23 protein-coding genes are annotated in these 24,065 nt (G+C 62.3%); 7 read left to right on the top strand and 16 right to left on the bottom strand.

What is annotated here, in order from left to right; genetic code table 11:
• Nucleotides 1–9: 9 nt before the first annotated feature.
• Nucleotides 10–1,173, bottom strand: a complete 1,164-nt coding sequence (locus ABEH28_RS08285) for an acyl-CoA dehydrogenase family protein (RefSeq protein ID WP_192174351.1) — start codon at nt 1,171–1,173, stop codon at nt 10–12.
• A 63-nt stretch (nt 1,174–1,236) separates the two neighbouring features.
• The gene (locus ABEH28_RS08280) at nt 1,237–2,076 is read right to left on the bottom strand and encodes a MaoC family dehydratase N-terminal domain-containing protein (RefSeq protein ID WP_346629633.1); all 840 of its coding nucleotides are present in this window, start codon (nt 2,074–2,076) and stop codon (nt 1,237–1,239) included.
• A gap of 129 nt (nt 2,077–2,205) precedes the next feature.
• Between ABEH28_RS08280 and ABEH28_RS08275 the strand changes: the two genes are divergently transcribed.
• The gene (locus tag ABEH28_RS08275) at nt 2,206–3,126 is read left to right on the top strand and encodes a LysR family transcriptional regulator (RefSeq protein ID WP_346629632.1); all 921 of its coding nucleotides are present in this window, start codon (nt 2,206–2,208) and stop codon (nt 3,124–3,126) included.
• On the opposite strand, the gene ABEH28_RS08270 is transcribed toward ABEH28_RS08275, so the two are convergent.
• The 4 genes from ABEH28_RS08270 to deoC form a co-directional block, all read right to left on the bottom strand.
• A complete protein-coding gene (locus ABEH28_RS08270) occupies nt 3,127–3,507 on the bottom strand; it encodes a cupin domain-containing protein (protein WP_346629631.1) in 381 nt (126 codons plus the stop codon).
• Nucleotides 3,508–3,774: 267 nt separating this feature from the next.
• Nucleotides 3,775–4,614, bottom strand: a complete 840-nt coding sequence (locus ABEH28_RS08265) for an AraC family transcriptional regulator (protein ID WP_346629630.1) — start codon at nt 4,612–4,614, stop codon at nt 3,775–3,777.
• Nucleotides 4,615–4,681: 67 nt separating this feature from the next.
• Nucleotides 4,682–5,635 carry an alpha/beta hydrolase gene (locus ABEH28_RS08260; RefSeq protein ID WP_346628276.1) on the bottom strand — a complete coding sequence of 318 codons (954 nt, stop codon included), beginning with the start codon at nt 5,633–5,635 and terminating at the stop codon, nt 4,682–4,684.
• Between the two features lie 164 nt (nt 5,636–5,799).
• Nucleotides 5,800–6,480, bottom strand: coding sequence for a deoxyribose-phosphate aldolase (gene deoC, locus ABEH28_RS08255; protein WP_346629629.1), 681 nt, complete (start codon nt 6,478–6,480; stop codon nt 5,800–5,802).
• 130 nt (nt 6,481–6,610) lie between these two features.
• Between deoC and deoR the strand changes: the two genes are divergently transcribed.
• Nucleotides 6,611–7,381, top strand: a complete 771-nt coding sequence (deoR, locus tag ABEH28_RS08250; RefSeq protein WP_346629628.1) for a DNA-binding transcriptional repressor DeoR — start codon at nt 6,611–6,613, stop codon at nt 7,379–7,381.
• A gap of 241 nt (nt 7,382–7,622) precedes the next feature.
• Here deoR and ABEH28_RS08245 read toward each other — a convergent pair whose 3' ends face one another.
• From ABEH28_RS08245 to ABEH28_RS08225, 5 genes are all read right to left on the bottom strand, one after another.
• Nucleotides 7,623–8,708 carry an aldose 1-epimerase family protein gene (locus tag ABEH28_RS08245; RefSeq protein ID WP_346629627.1) on the bottom strand — a complete coding sequence of 362 codons (1,086 nt, stop codon included), beginning with the start codon at nt 8,706–8,708 and terminating at the stop codon, nt 7,623–7,625.
• A complete protein-coding gene (gene fucP, locus ABEH28_RS08240) occupies nt 8,705–10,036 on the bottom strand; it encodes an L-fucose:H+ symporter permease (protein WP_192175007.1) in 1,332 nt (443 codons plus the stop codon). The genes ABEH28_RS08245 and fucP overlap by 4 nt, the downstream gene beginning before the upstream one ends.
• Before the next feature lie 68 nt (nt 10,037–10,104).
• On the bottom strand, nt 10,105–11,025 hold the full coding sequence (rbsK, locus tag ABEH28_RS08235) for a ribokinase (protein ID WP_346629626.1): 921 nt from the start codon (nt 11,023–11,025) through the stop codon (nt 10,105–10,107).
• A 334-nt stretch (nt 11,026–11,359) separates the two neighbouring features.
• Complete coding sequence (locus ABEH28_RS08230; RefSeq protein ID WP_346629625.1) at nt 11,360–12,310, bottom strand: DUF979 domain-containing protein; 951 nt, start codon at nt 12,308–12,310, stop codon at nt 11,360–11,362.
• Nucleotides 12,307–13,035 (bottom strand): DUF969 domain-containing protein, encoded by a 729-nt coding sequence (locus tag ABEH28_RS08225; protein WP_346629624.1) that lies wholly within the window; start codon nt 13,033–13,035, stop codon nt 12,307–12,309. Before ABEH28_RS08225 ends, ABEH28_RS08230 begins: the two co-directional genes overlap by 4 nt.
• 306 nt (nt 13,036–13,341) lie before the next feature.
• Between ABEH28_RS08225 and ABEH28_RS08220 the strand changes: the two genes are divergently transcribed.
• Nucleotides 13,342–14,268, top strand: coding sequence for a LysR family transcriptional regulator (locus tag ABEH28_RS08220; RefSeq protein ID WP_346628282.1), 927 nt, complete (start codon nt 13,342–13,344; stop codon nt 14,266–14,268).
• Nucleotides 14,269–14,274: 6 nt separating this feature from the next.
• On the opposite strand, the gene ABEH28_RS08215 is transcribed toward ABEH28_RS08220, so the two are convergent.
• Nucleotides 14,275–15,162, bottom strand: a complete 888-nt coding sequence (locus ABEH28_RS08215) for a LysR family transcriptional regulator (RefSeq protein ID WP_346629623.1) — start codon at nt 15,160–15,162, stop codon at nt 14,275–14,277.
• Between the two features lie 120 nt (nt 15,163–15,282).
• Here ABEH28_RS08215 and ABEH28_RS08210 point away from each other — a divergent pair, with 120 nt between their 5' ends.
• Complete coding sequence (locus tag ABEH28_RS08210) at nt 15,283–15,771, top strand: multidrug/biocide efflux PACE transporter (protein ID WP_192175012.1); 489 nt, start codon at nt 15,283–15,285, stop codon at nt 15,769–15,771.
• Between the two features lie 119 nt (nt 15,772–15,890).
• Nucleotides 15,891–16,328, top strand: coding sequence for a carboxymuconolactone decarboxylase family protein (locus ABEH28_RS08205; protein WP_192175013.1), 438 nt, complete (start codon nt 15,891–15,893; stop codon nt 16,326–16,328).
• A gap of 15 nt (nt 16,329–16,343) precedes the next feature.
• On the opposite strand, the gene ABEH28_RS08200 is transcribed toward ABEH28_RS08205, so the two are convergent.
• Together ABEH28_RS08200 and ABEH28_RS08195 are read right to left on the bottom strand one after the other, a co-directional pair.
• Nucleotides 16,344–17,495 carry an MFS transporter gene (locus tag ABEH28_RS08200; RefSeq protein ID WP_346629622.1) on the bottom strand — a complete coding sequence of 384 codons (1,152 nt, stop codon included), beginning with the start codon at nt 17,493–17,495 and terminating at the stop codon, nt 16,344–16,346.
• 542 nt (nt 17,496–18,037) lie between these two features.
• A complete protein-coding gene (locus tag ABEH28_RS08195) occupies nt 18,038–18,679 on the bottom strand; it encodes an HD domain-containing protein (protein WP_282373067.1) in 642 nt (213 codons plus the stop codon).
• A gap of 305 nt (nt 18,680–18,984) precedes the next feature.
• On the opposite strand from ABEH28_RS08195, the gene rarD reads away from it, so the two are divergent.
• Entirely contained in the window at nt 18,985–19,869 is an 885-nt protein-coding gene (gene rarD / locus ABEH28_RS08190) for an EamA family transporter RarD (protein WP_346629621.1), read from the top strand.
• A 24-nt stretch (nt 19,870–19,893) separates the two neighbouring features.
• On the opposite strand, the gene zapE is transcribed toward rarD, so the two are convergent.
• Nucleotides 19,894–21,015: a cell division protein ZapE gene (gene zapE / locus ABEH28_RS08185; RefSeq protein WP_346629620.1), complete on the bottom strand. Its 1,122-nt coding sequence runs from the start codon at nt 21,013–21,015 to the stop codon at nt 19,894–19,896.
• Between the two features lie 9 nt (nt 21,016–21,024).
• The gene (locus tag ABEH28_RS08180) at nt 21,025–22,233 is read right to left on the bottom strand and encodes an MFS transporter (protein ID WP_346629928.1); all 1,209 of its coding nucleotides are present in this window, start codon (nt 22,231–22,233) and stop codon (nt 21,025–21,027) included.
• 204 nt (nt 22,234–22,437) lie between these two features.
• Between ABEH28_RS08180 and ABEH28_RS08175 the strand changes: the two genes are divergently transcribed.
• Nucleotides 22,438–23,883 carry a SulP family inorganic anion transporter gene (locus tag ABEH28_RS08175; RefSeq protein WP_346629619.1) on the top strand — a complete coding sequence of 482 codons (1,446 nt, stop codon included), beginning with the start codon at nt 22,438–22,440 and terminating at the stop codon, nt 23,881–23,883.
• Nucleotides 23,884–24,065: the final 182 nt, after the last annotated feature.

Below are 24,065 nucleotides of genomic sequence, written 5' to 3'. Positions count from 1 at the left end.
TCGGCGTCCTCAGAAGCTGCGTGGCAGGTCGAGCAGGTGCTCGGCGACGTAGGAAAGAATCAGGTTGGTGGAGATCGGCGCCACCTGATACAGACGGGTCTCGCGGAATTTGCGCTCCACGTCGTACTCGCAGGCGAAGCCAAAACCGCCATGGGTTTGCAGGCAGGCATTGGCCGCTTCCCACGACGCTTTTGCCGCGAGGTATTTGGCCATGTTGGCGCTGGCACCGGCGTTCTTGCCGCTGTCGTATTCCTCGCAGGCGCGCCAGCGCATCAGGTCCGCCGCTTCGATTTCGATGTGCGCTTCGGCGATGGGGAACTGCACGCCCTGGTTCTGCCCGATCGGGCGGCCAAACACCACGCGATCACGGGCGTAGGCGGCGGACTTTTCAATGAACCAGCGGCCGTCGCCAATGCACTCGGCGGCAATCAATGTGCGCTCGGCGTTGAGGCCGTCGAGGATGTAGCGGAACCCTTTGCCTTCCTCGCCAATCAAGCTGTCGGCGGGCAGTTCGAGGTTGTCGAAGAACAGTTCGTTGGTTTCGTGGTTGACCATGTTGGCGATGGGCTGAACGGTCAGACCGTTGCCGATGGCGTCGCGCAGGTCGACGATGAAGATCGACATGCCCTCGGACTTTTTCGTCACTTCGGCCAGCGGCGTGGTGCGCGCCAGCAGAATCATCAGGTCGGAATGCTGCACGCGGGAGATCCAGACCTTCTGGCCGTTGATCACGTACTTGTCGCCCTGCTTCACCGCCGTGGTCTTGATCTTGGTGGTGTCGGTGCCGGTGCTGGGCTCGGTCACGCCCATGGATTGCAGGCGCAGTTCGCCGCTGGCGAGTTTGGGCAAGTAATAGCTTTTCTGCGCGTCGCTGCCGTGACGCAACAGGGTGAACATGTTGTACATCTGGCCGTGCACGGTGCCGGAATTGCCGCCGCAGGCGTTCACTTCTTCGAGTATCACCGAGGCTTCCGCCAGGCCCAGCCCGGAGCCGCCGTATTCCTCGGGGATCATCGCCGACAGCCAGCCCTCATCGGTCAGCGCCTTGACGAAGGTTTCCGGGAAGCCTTTCTGTTCATCGATCTTGCGCCAGTATTCGGCCGGAAACTGAGCACAAAGCGCGCGCACGCCGTCACGGATGGCATTGAGGTCTTCATTTTCGTAGGGATTCATGGTGTCCACTCGCATCGGCCGGCGGCCATGGGATCGGCGCGCCTGGCTGTGTAAAGGAAGGATTCAGTCAAAAACGACTTCGGCGCTCTGGGCGACGCCGGCAGCATTTCCGGCCCACAGCTGCGCCTTGCCCGGCTCGACGATTCGTCCGCCGACGCGGAAGGCAGCAGGCACGTTCAACGGGCGCACGCCGCGATAGGCGAAATGCCGCACGCGCTTACCGGGGTTGGCACGAATGAATGCGCGCAGGTTGAAGGTGGCAATCATCGGCCCGTGCACGACCAGCCCGGAATAACCCTCGGTGTTGGTGACGTAGGGGTAGTCGTAGTGAATGCGGTGGCCGTTGAAGGTCACGGCGGAGTAGCGAAACAGCAGCGTCGGCGTCGGCTCGATGACCTCGCTCCAGTCGCCCTGCTCCGGGGCGTCGCCGCTGTTGAGTTTCGGCGGATTGGGCTCGCGGTAAACGATGTCCTGCTCTTCACGCACGCACAACTCGCCATGTTGCGAGTAGTCGTGGCGCACGGTCACGAACAGCAGTGAGCCAGTGCGACCGTGCTTTTCTTCGATGTGCAGAATGGTCGACAGGCGATGGGCATCGGCGCCGACTTTCAGCGGCTGAATGAACTCGACGCGGCCACCGGCCCACATGCGGTTGCGATTGTCCGCGGGGGGAAGAAAGCCGCCCCGGGCGGGATGGCCGTCACCGCCGAGCTGCGCTTCGAACACCGGTTCCTGGAAAAAACACCATTGCCACAGCGGCGGCAACGGGTCGCCGACAGCGGGCGTGGGCTCGCCAAAGGTGGCTGCGATGCGCTTGATCAGGTTGACGCTCAGATGATCCTGGGCTTCTTCGGTGCGGCCAATCCAGTCCGTAAAATTCACGGATGACTCTGCAGCGCTCATGGGCGGGAACCCTCTGGGTTTGTTGTTATGGCCCGATCATGGAAGTGCGCCGGCATTCTGTGAATTTGCATTTGCGTATAGCGGCGTTCGGGTATGCTGAACGCCTTCTGCAACGTCCGGACACCTCCCATGCATTTCGACCTGGCTGATTTGCGCCTCTTCATCCATATCGGCGAATCACCGAGCCTGACCCAGGGCGCGCGCCGGGCGTTTCTCTCTCCAGCAGCTGCCAGTGCGCGGATCAAGGCGCTGGAAGGCCAACTCGGCACGCGCCTGCTGTACCGCGACAGCCGCGGCGTCGAACTCACCCCTGCCGGCCAGCGCCTGCTCAAGCACGCGCGGCTGATCATGAGCCAGGTGGATTACCTGAAAAGCGAGTTCACCCGTTACGGCACCGACTCGGCCGGGCACATCCGCATCTTCGCCAACACCACCGCCGTCACCGAGTTTCTGCCCGAAGTGCTGGCCGGGTTTCTGGCGAAACGGCCCGGCGTCACGGTGGACCTGCAGGAGCGTCTGTCCCGGGACATCGTGCGCGGCGTGCTCGACGGCAGCACCGACATGGGCATCATCGCCGGGCCGGTGGAAGCGGCGGGTTTGCAGGTCATCCACTTCAGCACCGACCGGCTGGTACTGATCGTGCCCGTGGGCCATGAGCTGGCGGCCGAGAAAAAGGTCACCTTCAAGCAGACCCTGGCGTTCCAGCACATCGGCCTGCACGAAGGCAGCACGCTGCTGAGTTTTCTGCGCGATCACGTTGAGCGGCTGGGGCAGAGCCTGTCGCTGCGGATTCAGGTATCGAGCTTCGAGGCCATCTGCCGGATGGTGGAAGCCGGGGTGGGCATCGGGGTGATCCCGGAGTCGGCCGCGTCGCGGCACAGCCGGACGATGGAGCTGGTCACCATCGAGCTCGACGAGCCCTGGGCGGTGCGCGAACGGAGCATTCTGGTCCGCGAACTGGACGCCCTGCCGGGGGTGGTCAGGGCGTTGATTTCGGTTTTGTTGCCTGCGCCCGACGCTGAAACCGAGCCCGTAACGCCCGAGGCGTAATCAGATCCAAACATCGTTCTGCGCGGTGCGCTCGTTGGTGTCGTCACCGGTGTTGATCACGCCGCTGGGCTCGATCAGCATCAGCTTTACTTCCTTCTCGGCATAGGGTTTGTGCTCGACACCCTTAGGAACGACATACAGCTCGCCCGCATTGAGCTCGACGAAACCGTCGCGGAAATCGATGCGCAAACGGCCTTCGAGCACAATGAAGGTTTCGTCGGTGTCAGCGTGGCTGTGCCAGAGAAACTCCCCTTCCAGCCGCGCCAGCTTGAACTGGTAGTCGTTCATCTGCGCGATGACTTTGGGCTGCCACTGCTCGGTGAACAGGCTGTATTTCTGGGCGAAATTGACGGGGGTGTGTTGGGTGGTGGGCGTGGACACGAGGGCGGCTCCGAGGGGATTGATGTGAGGCCAATCTAGAGCGCGGGGGTGGGTGGGGTCTTGTACGTTATTGCAGGGTGACGGGTGGGTTGGTGTTGCGGTGCTTCAACTGACGCCTTCCCGGCTAAAGCCAGTCCTACAAAAAGCGCGCGGTGTGTCAGGAGGGATTTTGCGGTGTGGCAACTGGCGCTTTCCCGGCTGAAGCCGGTCCCACAAGGTGTACAGCCTTCCCAGCCAAGGCCAGTCCCACCAAGGGCGTTCGATCCGCTATGCGCCTGCTCGCAACATCTTCAACCACCGCCCAGGCGGATAGCCGAAGGTCTTCACGAAATGCCGTGTCATGTGGCTCTGGTCGGAGAACCCCGCCATCACCGATGCGTCGCTCAGCGAAACCCCCAACGCTATCGAATGCCGCACCAAGTCCAGCCGGCGCAGGGTCAGGTAGCGATAGGGCGTGGTGCCGAACAGCACGCGGAAATCCCGTGACAGGCGCCAGCGATCGGTGTCGCTGGCCTGTTCCAGATCGGTGAGGCTCACGCCCCGCTCCAGACTGGCCATGAGCATTTCCCGCGCACGTTGCGCGCCGGCGTAGTTGACGCTCTGGCGGCATTTGCGCACTCCGGCGGCCCCTTGCAGCGCAACAGCGAGGTCGTAGATCGCGTCGTCCAGTTCCAGAGGATCCAGCGCGTTATTCAGGTCGGAAAGCAGCGCCTGAGTGGCCCTGAACAGGCGCGGATCGTTCGACGCCCCGCCCTTGATGAACGGCAGCGGCTTGCCACCGAGCACCTGCTGAATCATCGCCGGTTCCAGATAGAACATCCGGTAGCGAAAGCCGTCTTCGGTCCCGGCGTGGCCGTCATGGGCTTCGTCGGGGTGCAATACCATCGTTTGCCCCGGCAGGTTGTTTACCTGTTCCTTGCCGTACTGAAAGCTTTGCACGCCTGACATCGTGTGGCCGATGGCGTAGGTGTCGTGGCGGTGCATCTCGAAGCCGTGGCCATGAAAGTACGCCTCGATCCGCTCGATCTGCGGCAGCGGCGCGGCACGCAGCACCCAGTCCCGCGCGGATTGGGTCAGGTGAGCGTCTTCGTCTGCATGTGCGTCCATCGGCAGCGCTCGCGGCAGTGGACGGCAGGTGCTTTGAGAGGACACCGGCCGCCGTCGTGAAAAGGGGCTAACCGGGTTGCTTTAGCAATGCTGCCGATGCACTGGACGCATGCACCGCCGGTGGCTTCTCGTTGAGCAGGTTCTGGATCGCCTGGCTGTACGCTTCGCGCCCCAGATTCATGCTGTTGTTGTGGTTACCGCCCGGCACCATCAGCAGGTTCTTTGGCTCCTGCGCCGCGTCGAACAGCGCTTCGCTGAATTGCGGCGCGACAAACTGATCCGCCGTGCCATGCACGATCAGCACCGGCATGTGCACGTCGGCGATCTTGTCGATGGAGTCGAATTTCTGCGAGACCAGCCAGCGCACCGGCAACGAGGTGCGTTTGCTGGCGACGGAGGACGCAGCGTCGGCGAGGTTGGTGAAGGTCGATTCGATGATCAGCCCCCGCGCCTGAATGGGCTCATCACCTTTTTGCGCATCCCGGCCCAGTTCGGCGGCGAGGTCGACCGCCACGGCGCCACCCAGCGAATGCCCGTAGATCAGGCGCTTTTGCGGGTCGGGTTGGATCTGCTTCAAGCGTGCCCAGGCAATGCGCGCGTCTTCATAGACCGACGCTTCCGACGGCAACTGGCCCTTGCTCTGGCCGAAGCCGCGGTAATCGATGGCGAGGATGGAAAAGCCAAGCGCGCGCAGCTGTTCGATGCGGAACAGTTGACCGGTGAGGTTCCAGCGCGAGCCGTGCAGGTAAAGGATGGCCGGTGCGTCCTTCTTCTCCGAAGGCCACCACCATGCATGGATGTTCTGCCCCAGGCCGAACGATGGCCCCTTGAGTTCAAGCTCTTGCACGTCGGACGGCAGGCCGTGGTACCAGCTCGCCGTGCCGGGCTCGATCATGAAGACCAGTTCACGCTCCTTGTGCTGCAGCGCCGCGCAACCGACCGGCAGACCAACGACGATCAGCACCATGCACAGCCAGAAGAACCAGCGGGCCTTGAGCCGCGCCAGGGAGAATGTTCGCATTGAGAAAGGTGTCCGGTGCAGAAGTGAGTGCACCGGCAGTTTGCCACTCATTGGCGGGGCGGGTCCCGCTCTTTTCGGCGAACGGCCTTCTGTCGAAAGGCCGCCGCCTGATCGGGGACGGTGTCACGCCGCAGGCTGCACCGAACCCTGACTCCGCAGCAGAATCAGTAACCCGAGCCCGACGCCGCCGCACCACTGACGATCGCGATCCCGGAGCTGGTGCCCAGTCGCGTCGCGCCCGCTTCGATCATCGCCACCGCTGTCGCGTAATCGCGCACACCGCCGGACGCTTTCACGCCAACGCCCTGCCCCACGACCTTGCGCATCAGGGCCACGTCTTCCAGGGTCGCGCCGCTGCGGCTGAAGCCGGTGGAGGTCTTGACGAAGGCCACGTTGAGGTCGCGGCAGATCTCGGCAGCGCGGGTTTTCTGCGCGTCGTCCAGCAGGCAGGTTTCGAAGATCACCTTCAGCGGCACCGCGCCACAGGCGTCTTTGACGGCAGCGATATCGTCGCGCACTTCGTCAAACAGGCCGTCTTTCAACCAGCCGATGTTCAGGACCATGTCGATCTCGCCCGCGCCAGCAGCGATGGCCTGTTTCGCCTCGAAAGCCTTGGTGTCGCTCAGCCCGGCGCCCAACGGGAAACCGACCACGGCGCAGACCTTGACGGCCTGGCCTTCCAGCAACGAGGCGGCATAGGGCACCTGGCCAGAATTCACGCACACCGAATAGAATCCGTGCTCTTGCGCCTCGCGGCACAGCGTGGCGATCTGCTCGCGGCTGGCGTCGGCGGCCAGCAAAGTGTGGTCGATGTACTGGGCGAGTGCTGCGGGTTCGATCTTCATGGCCAATCGTTTCCTGATAGTGAGGCGGTAACCAGCGACACGCTTTAAGCTTCATGCCTGAGCGCATCATTTTATGTTGTAAATATAACAATGAATGTTATTTTTTTACCATATCCATTCGACAATCGGAATGCCCGTGGACAGTAAAAAATCCGACCGTATCAAGTTGATCCAGCAAGCCCTGCAAGATCAGAAGGCCATTCACCTGAAGGAAATGGCCGCCCTGCTGGACGTTTCGGAGATGACCCTGCGTCGCGACCTGACCCGGCACCCCGACAAATTCCACCTGTTGGGCGGGCATATCACCCTGGCGTTTGATCCGTCAGAGGCCAGTGATTACAAGGTCACGGAACAAGGCACCCGCCACGTCGAGGAAAAACGCCGGGTCGGCAAGCTCGCCGCCGCGTTCATTCAACCCGGCGACACAGTATTTTTCGACTGCGGCACGACGATCCCTTTCGTCATCGACTTCATCCCGGACGAGCTGGAATTCACCGCCGTGTGCAACTCCCTCAACGTCCTGCTCAAGCTGCAGCAGAAGCCCAACTGCTCCATCGTGCTGTGCGGCGGCACCTTTCATCGCAAGAATCAGCTGTTCGAGCACCACAGCGAAGCGACCATTCTGGACGGCATCCGCCTGACCTGGGCGTTCGTGTCAGCGGCCGGGGTCAGCGACGAGCTCGGCGTGACCTGCTTTAACTTCAACGAAGTGGAGGTGAAGCAGAAGGTCCTGCGCCAGGCTCGGCATTGCATGTTGCTGGCGGATCATTCCAAGTTTGACGCCGTGCGCACGGCGCATTTCGCCACGTTGCAGGACTTTCATGTGGTGGTGAGCGACAAGAAGCTGCCCAAGGTTTATCGGGATTTGATTGAGGGGTATGGGGCGCGGTGGGTGGTGTAATCGGCCCTGAATGTGTGTCGCCTGCGCCATTGCATTCGTGAGCAAGCTCACTCCCACCGGGTCGATGTCTATCCGCAGATCGGGCAGCGACCTACGCAACGGTGGTCGCTGCCTGATCACCGATTCAGCAGCACGAGCAAGTTAACTCCCCAGGGTGTCGCGTACAGCCGGATTCCTGCGTCGGATACAACATTTGTGGGAGCGACCAAGGTGGCGCTCCACCTTGCTCGCGAAGAGTCCTTCAGCGTTTCAGATCGCTTTCCAGCTGCAACACCTCTTCAGCCCCCAGATAGCCCGTCGTCACGCTGAACGATGCGCTCTCCCCCGCGCCCAACAAACGCACATTCCCTTTGGCCTTTTCCGCCAGATACCCCTCGGGCTCACAGGTCGCCGGCAGCACAAATGCGGCCACCTGCTGATCAGCGTTGTGCAGGATCCACCGCGCCGCGTGATCGAACTGCGCCGGCTGATAGCGCGTGTAGAACGCCGGGCCTTCCGGGTGCTTGAGCAGGAAATGCGCATGGCCCTGGGCGTCCGCGTGCACGCCGTCGAAGAAGCAGACAATCTCCGGATCGTACAACTGAGGCGTGCTCAGGCTCTCCAGCCGCGAAGGGTCTTCCGTCAGTTCGGCCATGTACGCCGACCACGCCGGCGTCGGCTTGACGTGGGCCGGCACGCTGCTGCGAACCCGCGTGCGCGCCATGCCCAATGGCTCGACGAAACGTCCGCCGTCGACGTAGGCGTAGTTCATGTGCGCCATATACATCAGCTCCATCGGCTTGCCGGCCAGGTTGCGCACGTCCATGCCGATGTCGAACAGCGCCGAACCCGGGCGCAAGGTCACGCTGGGCCTGGCGCGATAGTGGTCGCCAAAGCCCATCACGTATTCGTACTCGCCGCCGATGCGCAGAAACCCGCCGCCCGCGTCCTCGCCGACTTCCAGCCAGGCACTGTCCATCGGCGCGCAGGGCATTTCACCGTGCAGCGGATGATCGTCTTCCGGCGTCGGGCAGCCGTTGCGCAAAATCCCGCTGTGGAACATGAAGCAGCCGTAGGTGCCGATCACCGTCGGGCTCGGGCGTGGCTGCTCGAACATGTTGCGCATGGTCAGGTCGCAGCCATCGAAGACCGCCGACCAGATCATTTGCCCCTGATACGGCAGCACCACTACCCGACCGCGATCGTTCTCCAGCGCCACGGCTTTCACGCCGCTGGGATAGGTCCAGGCCAGCACACGAAAGTCCGCGGATTCAAGCAGCGTCTTTTCATCGCCACTGAACAGCTCCGGGTACAGCGCAATCGTGGTGCGCTTTTCGGCCGTTCTCATGATGCCGTCACCGCGCCCACCGGTGCCTGGGCCGGCAGCGGATCACGCATGCATTTGATGGCGTAGGCGACGATCGCGACGAAGCACAGCAGTGGCACGGTGTAGGCGATCTGCATGTTTCCGCCGGTGGCGTCGGAGAGCAGGCCCTGGAAGATCGGCATCACGCCGCCGCCGACAATGCTCATCACCAGCAGCGAACCGCCAACGCCGGTGTCTTCGCCCAGACCGTCGATGGTCAGGCCATAAATGGTCGGCCAGCACGGACCGAGGAAAATACTCACGCCCACCGCCGCATACACCGCGCTGATGTTCGGCACCAGAATCGTGTAGGCCAGCAGTACGATGGCCAGCACGCCGTAGATCGCCAGCACTTTGGCCGGGGACATTTTGCGCATCAGCAGGTTGGCGATCATCTTGCCGACGAAGTAGGCGGCGAAGGTGGTCAGCAGGAACCACGACGCGCTGCGCTCGTTCATGCCGCCCATCTGCATCGCCAGGCGAATGGTGAAACTCCACACGCCCACTTGCGCGCCCACGTACAGAAACTGCGCCAGCACGCCGAACGTGAAGCGCGGGTTGCGCCACAGACGCGACAGGCTCTGGCCAATGCTGCTCGATTTAACGTTGGCCGTGACCTTGCCCTTGCACGCCGGGAACTTGGTGAACGCGATCAGCACGAACATCAGCACCAGCACCGCGATCATCCATTTGTACGGCAGCAGCGTCGACTGGATCATCTGCAATTGCTGAACTGCGGCTTCCGAGGCGCTCATCTGCGTCAACTGCTCGCGGGTGGCGTCGGTGTCCTTGAACATCACGAAGCTGCCGACGTACACGCCGGTCATCGCGCCGAACGGGTGGAACGTCTGGGAGATGTTCAGGCGGCGGGTGCCGGTTTCACGCGGCCCCATCAGCGTCGAGTAAGTGTTGCAGGCGGTTTCGAGGAAGGCTAGGCCGGCCGCGATGACGAACAGCGCCATCAGGAACATGCCGTATTTGGCCATCGACGCTGCGGGGAAGAACAGCGAGCAGCCCGCCATGTACAGCACCAGACCGATAAGGATGGTGGTCTTGTAGCTGAAACGTCTGACGACCATCGCCGCCGGAATCGCCACGAAGAAATAACCGAGGTAGAACGCCGATTGCACGAAGGAGGTCTGCACATCGCTGAGCAGGAAGGCTTTCTTGAAGTGGGCGATGAGCACGTCGTTCATGCTCGCGGCCGCTGCCCACAGCGCGAAGCAGCAGCACAGCAGAAGGAAGGCGAACCACGGCGTGCGGTTCAGGTAGAACCCGTCCGGTGATTGTTGGAGCGCGGGCTTTGTCATTGTTGTTCTCCGGGAAGTACAGGGAATACCCCGCCCCACCGATCAGGCGATCGGCAGGGCGCGGCGGCTCAAAGGGTGTCGAGAAAGTGACTGAACGCGGCAGCGTCCGGGTAGGAACTCTGGGTGCCGAGGCCGGTGACCGAGCAGGCGGAATAGGCCACCGCGCGGGTCATGGCGTTGCGCATGTCGCCGTCTTCGCTCCAGTGGCGGGCGAAGCAACCAATGAACGCGTCGCCGGCGCCCGTGGTGTCGCGGGCATCGACCTTGATGCCTTCGACACGAAATTCGCCTTCTTCGCCGACGTACAGCGCGCCCTTTTCACCCAGAGTGACGATGACGTGACGAATCCCGTCCTGCACCAGTTGCAGGGCGGCCGCGCGGGCGGATTCGATGGAGTCGACGGTCTGACCAGTGATCAACGCCAGTTCGGTTTCGTTGGGAATGAAAAAGTCCAGCTGTGAAAGGTGCTCGCGGCTCAATCCCTTCACGGCAGGCGCAGGGTTGAGCAGCACTGGAATGCCGTTGGCCTTGGCGAAATCGATCGCGTAGTAGACGGTTTCCAGCTCGATTTCCAGTTGCAGCACGATGAGCGTGCAGTCGCGCAAGGCGGCCTGGGCAGCGTCGATGTCCGCAGGTTTCAGGTGCGCGTTGGCGCCTTTGACGATGAGGATGCTGTTGTGGGAATCGCTCTGTACGAAGATCGGCGCCACGCCGCTGGAGACGCCGGGAACGCGCTGGACGAACTGGGTATCGATGCCATAACGCTTGAAATTGGCCAGGGTGTTGTCGGCAAACATGTCGTCGCCGACCTTGCTCAGCATCAACACGTCAGCGCCCAGCTTGGCCGCTGCAACGGCCTGATTGGCGCCCTTGCCGCCGCAGCCCATGGCGAAATTCGGTGCTTCGAGGGTTTCACCCTGCGCCGGCATCCGGTCGATGTAGGTGATCAAATCCACCATGTTGCTGCCGATGACCGCGATCTTGTTCATGTGTGTGAGTACCTTGTTCACGCGCCGGGCCCGAAAGACGAGCCACCTTCGCGGTTTTATTTTTGTTATTTAAATAACATTTTCTGTGACTATTCAACCTATTTCTTCCGAGGCGGACATGCGGCTTGGCGCCTGACACACATGTCGTTCAAAGGAAGCGGGTTGGAAGCCCTGAGGCAGAGGGTTTGCAGCCACTGGTCGTACAGACCATGGATTCGCGCAAACGTTTGCGATGGAGATGAAACATCATCCAACTTTGCGCAGTGGAACGAACTGAGGGAGGGGTTTGCCCGCAAGAAGCTGCCCGCAGGAGCCTGCGGGCGGGGCGCTGCATCTACATCAGGAAATACAGCAGCAGAATATTCGCCACCAGCATCGCCAGCGCGGTGGGGATTTGCGCTTTGATCACCGCGTACTTGTCGGGCAATTCCAGCAGGGCTGCGGGAATCAGGTTGTAGTTTGCGGCCATGGGCGTCATCAGCGTGCCGCAGTAGCCCGAGAACATACCGATCGCGGCCATGACCGCCGGATTGGCGCCGTACATGCCCACCAGCACCGGCACGCCGATACCGCCGGTCATCACCGGAAACGCCGCGAAACCGTTGCCCATGACGATGGTGAACAGCGCCATGCCGAGCACATACACCATCACCGCGACGAGGCGAAAATCCAGGTTGATGTAAGCCGTTGCCAGATGCGCCACGGCCTTGCCGACGCCCGCGTCATTGAACACCAGCCCGAGCATCGCCAGCATCTGCGGCAGCACCAGCGCCCAACCCAGCGCTTCGGTCAGGCGCCGCGATTCGCGCATGGCCTGCACCGGCGTGTCGCGGGTCAGCCAGCAGGCCAACGCCAACGCCACCAGACTGCCAATGCCCAGGGACACGAAGGTGCTGTTGGCCGGGTCCAGTAGAAAGACGTCGCCAAACTTGATGTTCTTCAGCAGCACCGCGCCAATCACCGTCACCAGAGGAATCGCCAGCGCCGGAATGAATAGCTTGTTCTTCAAGCGCCCTGCACTCTCCCGCCGCGCCCGGTCGTTGAGGTTCTCATGCTGACCAAAACCCACGCCGCCGAACCCGGCGATCACCGCCATGACGATCACGCCGACGCCCACCCACACCGGTGGCAGCTTCTCGCCGACCAGAAACGCAATGGCGAACAGGCCCCAGAACAGTCCCGTTGACCAGCGTTTGGGATTGGTCCGATCGGTCGCAGTCATGAACGCGGTGATCGCCAGGATCACGCCCGCCAGCCAGTACAGGTATTGAATGGAAATGATCATCGCGCCAGCTCCTTGTCGACAGCGGAGGCCGGCGGCAGCGCCGTCAATTCACGATTCAGACGCTGATCGAAACGGTGCAGGCGGATGGCGTGGATGACGAATGCGCAGATGGCTGTCGGGATCCCCCAGAAGGCAATGTGCATCGGGTCGACATCAATGCCGGAGCCGAGCAGGAAAGTGTGCATCAACGCGATCGCACCAAAGGCGACGAAGATGTCTTCACCGAAGAACAGCCCGACATTGTCGGTTGCCGCGCACAACGCCAGCAGCTTGATGCGCAATGCCTCGGGGAGCTTGCCGAAACGCGACTCAGCGGCGCCTTCGGCCATGGGCGCGAGCAACGGCCGCACCATCTGCGGATGGCCGCCGAGGCTGGTCAGCCCCAGGGCTGCGGTGGTTTCACGCACGAACAGATACGCGATCAACAGGCCTCCGGCCGTGGCACCGGTGAACCGGGCGATCCAGTTCTGCGCGTGCAGACGCAGGCCGTGGCGTTCAAGCAAACCGATCACCGCCAGCGGCAGAAGGATGATCAGCGGCAGCGTGCGGGTTTTGATGAAGCCCGTGCCGATGGTCGCCAAAATGGTCTCCAGCGGCATGCTCGCGGCAAGGCCGGTGGCCAGGGCGGCGAGCGCCACGACCAGCATCGGGTTGAAACGCAGGACGAAGCCCAGAACGATGACCAGCACGCCAAGCAGCGGCCAGAGGTTGATAGCGGTTTGCATGATGGGGTTCTCGTTGGCAGTGGCGGTACCTTGCTGGGGCACGAATGAGGAACGTGTTCGAGGAACGAGCGGTCGCGGCACCTGTGCTAAACGAAGTGACAGTGCCGCTGCCCCATGGCACCGCAGTCAACGCCGGGGCGTCCAACGGGAAAAACCCGCTATGGCCCATAAGATTTTCTGTTGCCGGGGTGGCATGCAACCTGCTGTTCCAGTGCTCAGTCTGCACAGGTCGTGCCTGCAACGCTGTGACGCTCCCCCGTCATCATGTAGGTGCGCCGGCGCTCAATTGCTCAAGGAAATCCCTCGGTGAATCTCAAGTTTCTGGAAACCTTCGTCTGGGTCGCGCGGCTGAAAAGCTTTCGTCTGACGGCGGAAAAACTGTTCAGCACCCAGGCCTCCATCTCCAGCCGCATCGCCGCGCTGGAGGACGAAATGGGCGTGCGCCTGTTCGTCCGGGATTCCAGGGGCGTGTCGCTGACGCAAGAAGGTGCGCGCGTGCTCGAATACGCCGAGCACATCATGGACACGATGCAAAGCATGAAGGCGGCGATCAAAGACCCGAGTCAGGTGCGCGGCCGCATCCGCATCGGCGCCATGGATACGGTGATACACACCTGGCTCAGCCCCTTGGTAACACGCCTGATGAAGTGTTACCCGAATCTGGAAATCGAGCTCACCGCCGAGACCGCCAGCAACCTCTGCTCGCAGCTGGAAAAGGGTTATCAGGACATCATTTTCCAGACAGACGTGCTGCGTTTCGACAGCGTGCGCAACGCGGTGCTGGCGCGCTATCCTCTGCGCTGGGTGGTGCCGACCGGCTCGGCGTTCGACCGCCCGGACGTGACCCTGGAAGAAATCGCCGAAGCGCGCATCGTCACGTTCTCGCGCAATTCGCGGCCGCACCAGGACATCCTCAACATGCTGCACACCGCCAACATCGTCACGCCACGGATCAACTGCGTGAACTCGGCATCAGCCATTACCCGGCTGGTGCGCGACGGCTTCGGCATCGGCGCGCTGCCGGTGACGCTGGTGCATGGGGAACTGGCCCAGGGCGCGTTGACGCTGATCGAGAACGTCCCGCTGCCGCCGCTGATGGACATCGTCGCCAGCTGGCGCACCGGCGCGGGAATGGAGCTGGTGGAAGACATCGTCAGCCTGACCCGCGAGGTCGTGAGCGCCTTTGCTCAGGAAATGCCGGAGGGATTTGTGCTCGAGGGCGGACCGGAGTGAGCCGGATCAATACCCTCCCCGCCCCTCCAGCAACGTGTCCAGCAACCAGGTCCCGGCCGGTCCCAGGCTTTTTTGCCGGGACCAGATCACGTCGACCGCCGAGCTGCGCGGCCAGCCCGGCACTTTGAGTTCCTTCAAGCGGCCCTGACCGCAAGTGCTGACCAGCCAGCGCGGCAGTGCCGACCAGCCGAAACCGAAGATCGCCATGTCCATCAACAGCAGGTAATTGGGTGCTGACCAACTGCGTCGCGCGCCGCTGGGCAGGTCGTCGGTGGGCACGCTCTCATCGACGATGGTGTTCAGGCGCAACGCCCGATGCTGCGCGAGATGGCGGTAATCGACGGCTTCTTCCGCGGCCAACGGGTGGCTGTGGGACACGAAGATGCCGAAGTCCGCGCGCTCGACGATGGTCGCGTAGCCCACTTCCGGCGGGTACGACGCCTGGGCGGACAGCAGACCCAACGACGCACGGCCCGTCTGGATCAAGTTGATCGCGTCACCGTGTTCGGCAAACACGCACTCCAGTTCCAGCTCCGGAAAGCGCTGATCAAGTTCGGTCATGCGCGTCTGAAATTCAGCGAACTGGTTGGCGTCGGACAGCACCAGCGTCAAGCGCGGCTCCATGCCCTCGGCCAGACGCCCCGCCGCGCGACGCAGCGTATCGGACGCCGCGAGCACGTCCTCGATGCGCCCTTCCAGCGCCCTGCCCGCTTCAGTCAACGCGGGATGGCGGGTCGAGCGGTCAAACAGTTCCAGGCCCAGATCGATCTCCAGCCGCGAAATGGCCTCGCTGATGGTCGACTGGCTCTTGCCCAGGCGCCGGGCGGCGGCGCTGAACGAACCCAGCGCGATGGTCTGGGCAAACGCTTCAAGTGCTTCGGGGGAATAGCTCACGGGTGGATACCTCTGAAGAGCATGCGACGTCGCCATCGGTTTTTCCGATGGGACCGATTTTCACTCTAGCCCATCGCGCCCCGACAATGCACACCTGCCCGCGACAAAGTGATCACCGCCATGCCTCTGCACACCCTCACGCCCCCCAAGACCGCGAAGCCGGTCGTTGCGCCGAAATCCGTCAAAGAACGCGCCCTGCATGCGCTGCTGTTCGAGCTCATCGGCGTGCTGATGTTCGCGCCCGGGCTGGCCTGGGTGCTCGGCCAGTCCATCGGCAAGATGGGCGCGATGACGGTGATGATTTCCACGGTCGCCATGCTCTGGAACATGGTCTTCAACGCCGGGTTCGACCGTCTGCGCGCACGGTTGGGTTTCGTCCTGAATTTCAAGGCGCGGGCGCTGCATGCCATCGGCTTTGAAGTGGGGCTGATTTTCCTGGTGGTGCCGATGGTGGCGTGGTGGTTGTCGGTCACATTGCTGGAAGCCTTCCTGCTGGACATCGGTCTTGTGCTCTTGTATCTGCCGTATACGATGCTGTTCAACCTAGCCTACGACGGTGTCCGCGAGCGTCTGCTCGCCCGTCCCCAGCCATGCGCTGCTGATCGATAGCGGCACAATTGGTCTCCCCTAAACCTCCTTCATTGGCTATTCGGCGTGCGACGGTGCCGACGTAAGATTTCGCCACGTCCAGCGGCTATCGCCGGCAACCTTTGAAAGAGAGCACTGACATGAACAACCGAATCAACTGGGCCCAGAAATCGCCGGAAGCCTACAAAGCCATGGTCGGCCTGGAGACAGCGCTGAGTAAATCCGGGCTGGATCATTCGCTGCTGGAGCTGATCCGTCTGCGGGCGTCGCAGCTCAACGGCTGTGCATATTGCGTGAACATGCACGCCAATGACGCACGCAAGGCCGGCGAAACCGAGGCTCGTCTGCAAACCCTCAGCGTGTGGGAAGAAACCGAATTCTTCACCGAGAAGGAAAAAGTCGTACTCGCCTGGCTTGAAAGCCTGACCCTGCTGCCTGTGCACCGTGCGCCGCAACATCAGTACGAAGCGTTGCTCAAGCATTACAGCGAAGCCGACGTGGTCAACATTACCTTGGCCGCCGCCACCATCAACGCCTGGAATCGCTTCGGCGTGGGGTTTGCGATGATGCCGAGCTGATTCCCGTTATTGGCCTCACACCCGCAAAAACCGTCCGCTGATCGCCACACCCAACAGCATCACGGCGATGATCATGAACGCCGCGCCGAGGCTGCTGAGGTGGGCGACGAACCCGATGCCAGCCGGCCCCATCAGAATGCCGATGTAGCCCAGCGTCGTGATCGCCGGCACCGCCACGTTCTCCGGCATGGTCTTCTGCCGACCGACCGCGCTGTAAAACACCGGCACGATGTTGGAACAGCCGATTCCCACCAGCGCGTAGCCGCACAGCGCCGCTTGCCAGACCGGGATCAACGTCGCGACGGTCATCCCGGCGGCCGCGCACAGCCCGCCAAACAGGATGATTTTGTGCACGCCCAAGCGCCGGACAATCGGATCGCCGCACATACGCCCGATCGCCATGGCCAACGCGAATACCGCATAACCGAATCCAGCGTAGGACGGTTCGACGCCGCGCTGGGCGCTGAGGAACACCGCACTCCAGTCGAGCATCGCGCCTTCGGTGAGGAACACCGTGAAGCACATCAAGCCGATGAACAGCACCACGCCCCGGGGAATCGCAAATGCCGGGCCGCCCGGTTCACTGCCGTACGGCAACAAGTGAGGCGCGGCTTTGTACAGCGCAATCGCAATGAACAACGCAACGACGGCCATTGCCAGCCACGGCCAGACGCCGACGCTCAACAACGCCGACACCCCCGCCGCGCCCAGAATCCCGCCGCAACTGAACAGCCCGTGAAACCCGGACATCATGGTCTTGCCGCTGGCCCGCTCGACGATGATCGCCTGAATGTTGGTCACACACCCCAGCGCACCCATGCTCGCGCCGTAGACAAACAGCGTGGCGACCATCAGCGGCACCGAGCTGAGGGTGGCCAATAGAGGCAGACACACACAGGCGATCACGCCCGTCATCACGATCAAACGCCGACAGCCATAACGCACCGTCATCGCCCCGGCCAACGGCATGGAAACGATCGAGCCAATGCCCAGACACAACAGCAACAACCCGAGGCCGGCGTCGTCCAGACCCAGACGGCTTTTCGCATAAGGCACCAGCGGCGCCCAGGCCGACATACTGAACCCGGTGACAAAAAAAGCGATCCGCGTCGAAAACTGCTCCAGCCGCCCCGGTACCACAGGCGCTGCGGTGCTGATGGAAGTCATTGCCGCTCCGTTGAAAACAGCGGCCCGGCATGGCCCGCTCGGGACCAGCCTAACAAAGCTTGAAACAATGCCGAAGAAGGGATGTTGCAGGCAGTGGCCTCAGGAACGCCTCACTCGCCCTCGAAGACATCGACGCGGAGCGTCAAAGGATGCATTCCCACGCGGAGCGTGGGAACGATCGATTGCTTCAGTGGGACCGGCTTTAGCCGGGAAGCCCTTGATCTGCTTTTGATCTGATCTTGATCTTGATCTTCAAACACAAAAGGCCCAGACGACACCAATCGCGACTTTGGTGCAGGCCGAACGCAGACGACGCGCAGTGGGCCTAGCCGCATGGATGCGGCGAGAGCGCCGTCAGGACATGGATGTCCGTTCGGCGCGGGCCCACGGAGCGTCGTCGGAGTGAGGGTATTCCGACGAAGGAGGAACCTAACCAGGAGCAAGCACCCTTGGTTACTTGGGGTGCTTTTCCAAGTAACTCGCCGAAGGCGAAACGTCTGCCCCCAGGCAGACGCCCTTGATCTTAAGGACGTTGATCCAGATCACGCCTTCCAAGGCGACCGCCGAATGATCTCCACAAAATTCAGCGGCTTGAACGTCGGATCCTCATCCACCAACACATCCGCATTCACCGTCCCGAACGTCGTGTCAGGCTTATGCCGAAACCCATCAGCAAACGCACACAAAATGCACCCCTTGAAATCCTCCCCGCGCGGGTGAGCATGGGTCACCACCTCCCGCTGCTCATCGCTGAACTCCCCATAGTTGATCCCCAACACATCCATCTCCACGCCCGCCGTCACCAACGCCACGTTCGGCCGCAAATGCTCCGGCACGCCCGGCGTCGTGTGCAGCGCAATCGACAACCACACCTGCTCCACATCCCCCTCGGACAACCCAAACGGCTGCATGAACGCGCGCGCCGCATTGGCCGAATCCACCTCGAAACGCAGGTCCGCACTGCGATGCCGCTCCACCAGACCCACGTCATGAAACATCGCCCCGACGTAAAGCTGCTCGGCGTCATATTTCAGCCCCTTGCGCTCCCCCGTCAGCGCCCCCCACAAAAACACCCGGCGCGAGTGATGAAACAGCAAATCGTCCTCCTGCTCGCGGATGTACTCGGTCGTAGCGCGGGCCAGCGCGCTGTCGGGGATCTTGATGCCAGCAATTGATTGAGTCATGGGAAGTCTCTCCAGCGGCCGCACCGGTGTGGCGCGTTGAAGAGAAGTCTGGGCGACGGCGCATACCGGCTCAATCGGCGCGCGGTCTCGTTCTCTGCCAAACGTGCATCGTTTACTGCCAGCCCACCTGCGGTTTACCAGATTGCTGCGGACCGCCCGCCTGACCTCGGATAAACTCTGCGCCGTTGCAGTGCGCTACGCCTCAAAAAGCGCTTTAAAAAGTGCCCTCAAAGCGCGCCATCAGAGCCCGCCGATCAAAGCATTCCTGCACCCCACACCTGATGCATCGAAAACAAGGAGCCCCCGTGTACAAGGGCGTTGCGTTATCGGTCATGGCCTCCTGCCTGTTCGCGGTCATGTACTACTACACCTCACTCCTCACGCCATTGAGCGGTGAAGAAATCTTCGGTTGGCGCATGCTGCTGACCCTGCCCTGCGTGACCCTGTTCATGCTCTCCAGCGGCGACTGGAGACTCGCGCGCGCCCTCGGCGTCCGGGTGCTCCAGACGCCTGCATTGCTGGCGGGCATGGCGCTGTCGGCGACGTTGATGGGCGCGCAGCTGTTGCTGTTCATGTGGGCGCCGCTGCACGGCCGCAGTCTGGAGGTGTCGTTGGGGTATTTTCTGCTGCCGCTGACCATGATCCTCACCGGACGTGTGGTGTACGGCGAGCACCTGTCGCACCTGCAGAAAATCGCCGCCTGCTGCGCGCTGGTTGGTGTGGGCAACGAGCTGCTGCGCCTGGGCAGTTTTTCCTGGGAAACCCTGGTCGTCTGCCTGGGTTATCCGCTGTACTTCGTGCTGCGGCGCAAGCTCAAGACCGACAACCTCGGCGGTCTGTGGTGGGACATGCTGCTGATCCTGCCCGTCGCCGTGCTGTTCATCTGCCAGGGCAACCCGTCGGTGGTGGAACAATTCCCACGCTTTTATGTGCTGATTCCGGTGTTGGGGGCGATCAGTGCGTCGGCCCTGGTCAGCTACATTCTCGCCAGCCGCCTGCTGGCGTTCAGCGTGTTCGGCCTGCTGAGCTACGTCGAGCCGGTGCTGCTGGTCGGTGTCGCCCTGCTGCTGGGCGAATCCATCGGCCGCGACGAATGGATGACCTACCTGCCCATCTGGCTGGCGGTCATGGTCCTGGTGGGGGAAGGCGCCAAGCATGTGTTGGCCCAGCGCCGACGCAACAGCGTTTGAATTGAAGTTTGCGCCTTAGCAGCGTTAATGACCGAACCGCGCCAGCTGCATCTCCTGCAACCGGCTCAGCGTGCGTCGAAACGCGAACGCCAGATAGCCTTCGGTGTACAGCTCGGCCATCGGCATCGCGGCTTCGATGTACAGCGGCACCTTGCGGTCATAGCACTCGTCCACCAGCGCAATGAAACGCCGCACGCCATCATCATAGGGCGACAGCTGCGGCAGTTCGCGGTCCCCCGCGGTGACCTGTTCAACGCCATCCTCGGTACCGCGGGCGATGCGCCCCTCGCGCTGGGGTGCGCTCAACGCCGGCACCTCAGTCAACAAGACCGCTTTGTAGCGATCGCACAGCTCGATGAAATCCATCGCCGCCAGCGGTTGCTCGCACAGGTCGGCATAGCGGCACCAGATCACCGTTCGACTGCTGCGCACCACCGGCACATGGCGACGACCCAGCGGCACCGGCTGAATCGACACCGACTCACCGCTGCTCAGCGCTTCGAATACCTCCACCAACGCGCTCGGCCCCTGCTCGGCCTTCACCCAGTAGCGCTGCTGCGCCTGACCGGGATGCAGCCGGTGGTCCTCGCCGCCGTCGACCGAGACCACCTCCATGAACTGGTTGATCGCCGTGATCGCGGGCACGAAACGCTCGCGGTTATGACCCGTGGCGTACAGCTGTTCGGGCAATTGATTGGAGGTGCACACCAGCACCACGCCCTCGTCGAACATTGCGCGCAGCAAGCCGCCGAGAATCACCGCGTCGCCGATGTCGTTGACGAACAACTCGTCGAAGCACAACACGCGCACGTCCTGGGCCAGCTCCCGGGCCAGCACCTGCAGCGGTTTGGCCACGCCAGTGAGCTGGAACAGACGCTGATGCACCCATCGCATGAAATGATGAAAATGCTGGCGCCGGGCCGGGACCTCCAGGCTGTCGTAAAAACGGTCCATGAGCCAGGTCTTGCCGCGCCCCACCGGGCCCCACAGGTAAACGCCTTTGACCGCGCCGCCGCGCTTGCCGTCATTCAGCGCCTGCCAGCACGCCTGCAAGTGCAGCGCGGCATTGCGCTGCGCCTCGTCCGGCTGAAAACCCTGGGCATCAACGGCCTGCTGCCAGGCCTCAAGTGGAGACAGAACGGTCATCGAAACGCTTCATTCGGCAGTGGAAGATTGATCGTGGCGTCTGGAATAAGAGGCGCCCAGCAGATAAAAACAGCCGCCGGCAATGATGAACGCCGCCAGCATGTAAAACATGAAATGCGCCGACCGGGTCGCCAGGGCGAAACCGCACAGTACCGGCCCCAGTGCGCCGCCGAGGTTGGAGAGGTTCTGCGCGCCGTAATACATGCCGCGCAAATGGGTCGGCGCGATGCGGTCGATGAACATGTACTCGGCCGGGAACACGATAATCTCGCCGAGGGTGAACACCGCCACCGCCAGCGACCAGTGCAGCACCGTCGTCGACAAGGCAAACCCGACCACGCCCATCAGGAACAGGCTGAAACCTGCGGTCAGCCACTGATTCAGGTACTGATGGCTAATGCGTTTGCCGACCAGGTACTGCAAGCAGATCACCACCGCGGCGTTCACCGCGACCACCGAGCTGATCACCTGATAGGTGAATTCCGGCGTGCTGGTGGTGACCAGGTATTGCGACAGGTACGCGGTGAACTGCCCGAACACCACCGCGCTGAGCACGCCGCCGACGGTGAAGCACACCAGCCGGTAGTCCTTGAGCAGGATGCGTCCGACGGCGATGAAGGAAACTGGCGCATTGGCCGGGTCCGCCGAACTCAGCTTGCGGTCCCCGTACAACGCGTAGACCAGAAAGAAGCCCAGGCCCAGGGACGCCGACACCACAAACGGCAGCTTCATGTTCCAGTGGGCCAACCCGGCGCCAATGAACGGCCCGACCGCATAGCCGATGTTGATCAGCGTGTAGCGCACCGAGAAGACTTTGCTCTGATCGGCCACCGGCAACAGCTTGCCGAACGCGGCCTTGACCACGATATCGATGACCGAATACGCGAAATTGAACGACACCAGAAACAGGAAAAACAGCCACAGCTTGCTGGTCACGCACATGCCGATGAAGCCGGCGACGAAGAACCCGGTGAAGCACAGAATCAACCGGTAGCTGGACAGTTTGTCGGTCAGGTAGCCGCCGTACAGGCTCAGCAACGAGCCGACAATCAGCGCCCCGCCGACGACCATGCCGATGTCACTCATGCTCAATACGAAATTCGAAGACAGGTAAATCACCAAGTACGGCAGGGTGATCGCCCTGCCCAGCGTCAGAAACAACGACGACGAAAGCAGGAGATTGACTGAAGCCGGGTAGTGTCTGAGCGCAGCGAGCATCCGTGTTCTGTCCTTCATGACGTGCCGAGCCTGGCTGACAGGAATCGGCGAGCTGTTTGAGTCAAACATCGTTACACAATCGGCCGCGGCAGGACACCTGAAGAATGAGTGAAACCCGGCAGGGTGCGGCATTTCCCCAACTGGCCGTCTGCGTTCACATTCCGTAACATCCCCTCCTTTTGCACGCCGCCCGCTAGGTACTCAATGAAACCCGCCCGTCTTCGCGCCGACGTCCTCGCCGGACTCACCACCTCTTTCGCCCTGGTGCCCGAGTGCATCGCCTTCGCGCTGGTCGCGCACCTCAATCCACTGATGGGCCTGTATGGGGCCTTTATCATCTGCACGCTGACCGCGCTATTCGGCGGGCGTCCCGGCATGGTCTCGGGTGCGGCGGGTTCGATGGCCGTGGTCATCGTGGCGCTGGTGGTGCAGCACGGCGTGCAGTACCTGCTGGCGACAGTGTTGCTGGGCGGGTTGGTGATGATCGCGTTCGGGCTGCTGCGCCTGGGCAAGCTGGTGCGGATGGTGCCGTATCCGGTCATGCTCGGGTTCGTCAACGGCCTCGCGATTGTCATCGCCATGGCGCAGCTGGAGCATTTCAAAAGCGGCGAAACCTGGCTCAGTGGTACGCCGCTGTACCTGATGATTGGCCTGGTGGCGATGACCATGGCGGTGGTGTACCTGCTGCCGCGCCTGACCCGCTCGGTGCCGCCGGCGCTGGTGGCGATCCTCGGCGTCGGTCTGCTGGTGTACCTGTTCGACCTGCCGACGCGCACCCTCGGCGACATGGCGCACATCGCCGGCGGTCTGCCAGGCCTGTCGCTGCCGGACGTGCCGTGGAATCTGGACACCCTGCGCATCATCGCGCCCTACGCGATCCTGATGGCGCTGGTCGGCCTGCTGGAAACCCTGCTGACCCTGAACCTCACCGATGAAATCACCGAAAGCCGCGGCTACCCCGACCGCGAGTGCGTCGCCCTCGGCGTCGCCAACCTGGCGTCCGGCCTGTGCGGCGGCATGGGCGGCTGCGCAATGATCGGCCAGACCGTGATCAACCTGAGTTCCGGCGGCCGCGGTCGCCTGTCGGGCATCGTCGCCGGCGTGATGATCCTGATGTTCGTGCTGTTCCTGTCGCCCCTCATCGAGCGCATTCCGCTGGCGGCGCTGGTCGGCGTGATGTTCGTGGTCGCTCAGCAGACCTTCGCCTGGGCCTCCCTGCGCGTGCTGCGCAAAGTGCCGCTGAACGATGTCTTCGCAATCATCGCCGTGACCATCGTGACTGTCCTCACCGACTTGGCCACGGCCGTGCTGTTCGGCATCCTCATCGCGGCGCTGAACTTCGCCTGGCAACAGGCCCGCGAACTGTACGCCGACAGCCACATCGAGCCCGACGGCAGCAAGATGTATCACCTCCACGGCACGCTGTTCTTCGCCTCCACCACGCCATTCCTCGATCAGTTCGATCACCTCAACGATCCGCAGCAGGTCACGCTGGATTGCCGACATCTGATCTTCGTGGACTATTCGGCGATCGCCGCGCTGAAAACCCTGCGCGAGCGGTATCAAAAGGCGGGCAAGCACCTGCGCGTGGTGCATCTGTCGGAGCGTTGCAAAAAACTGCTCAAGCGCGCCGGCGTGCAGCACGCCTAAGGCAGGTCACCCGCCGGATGACGCGCGGCGCAGGGCGGGACTGCTCGGCACTGCGCGTCAGGCAACTGGCGCAGGCCTCACCCAATGACGAGGGACCGCCACTTTTCTGCGCACCGGCCAGGAATTTGTTCCAAAAAGACTCACTTTTTGTACACAACCCGCCGCGCAGTCTTTTCATAATC

It is taken from the genome of Pseudomonas sp. Ps21-P2, from assembly GCF_039672565.1.
Classification (GTDB): Bacteria; Pseudomonadota; Gammaproteobacteria; order Pseudomonadales; family Pseudomonadaceae; genus Aquipseudomonas.
The sequence above is the reverse complement of the archived record's forward strand: the minus strand, read 5'-3'. Positions and strand labels throughout refer to the sequence as shown.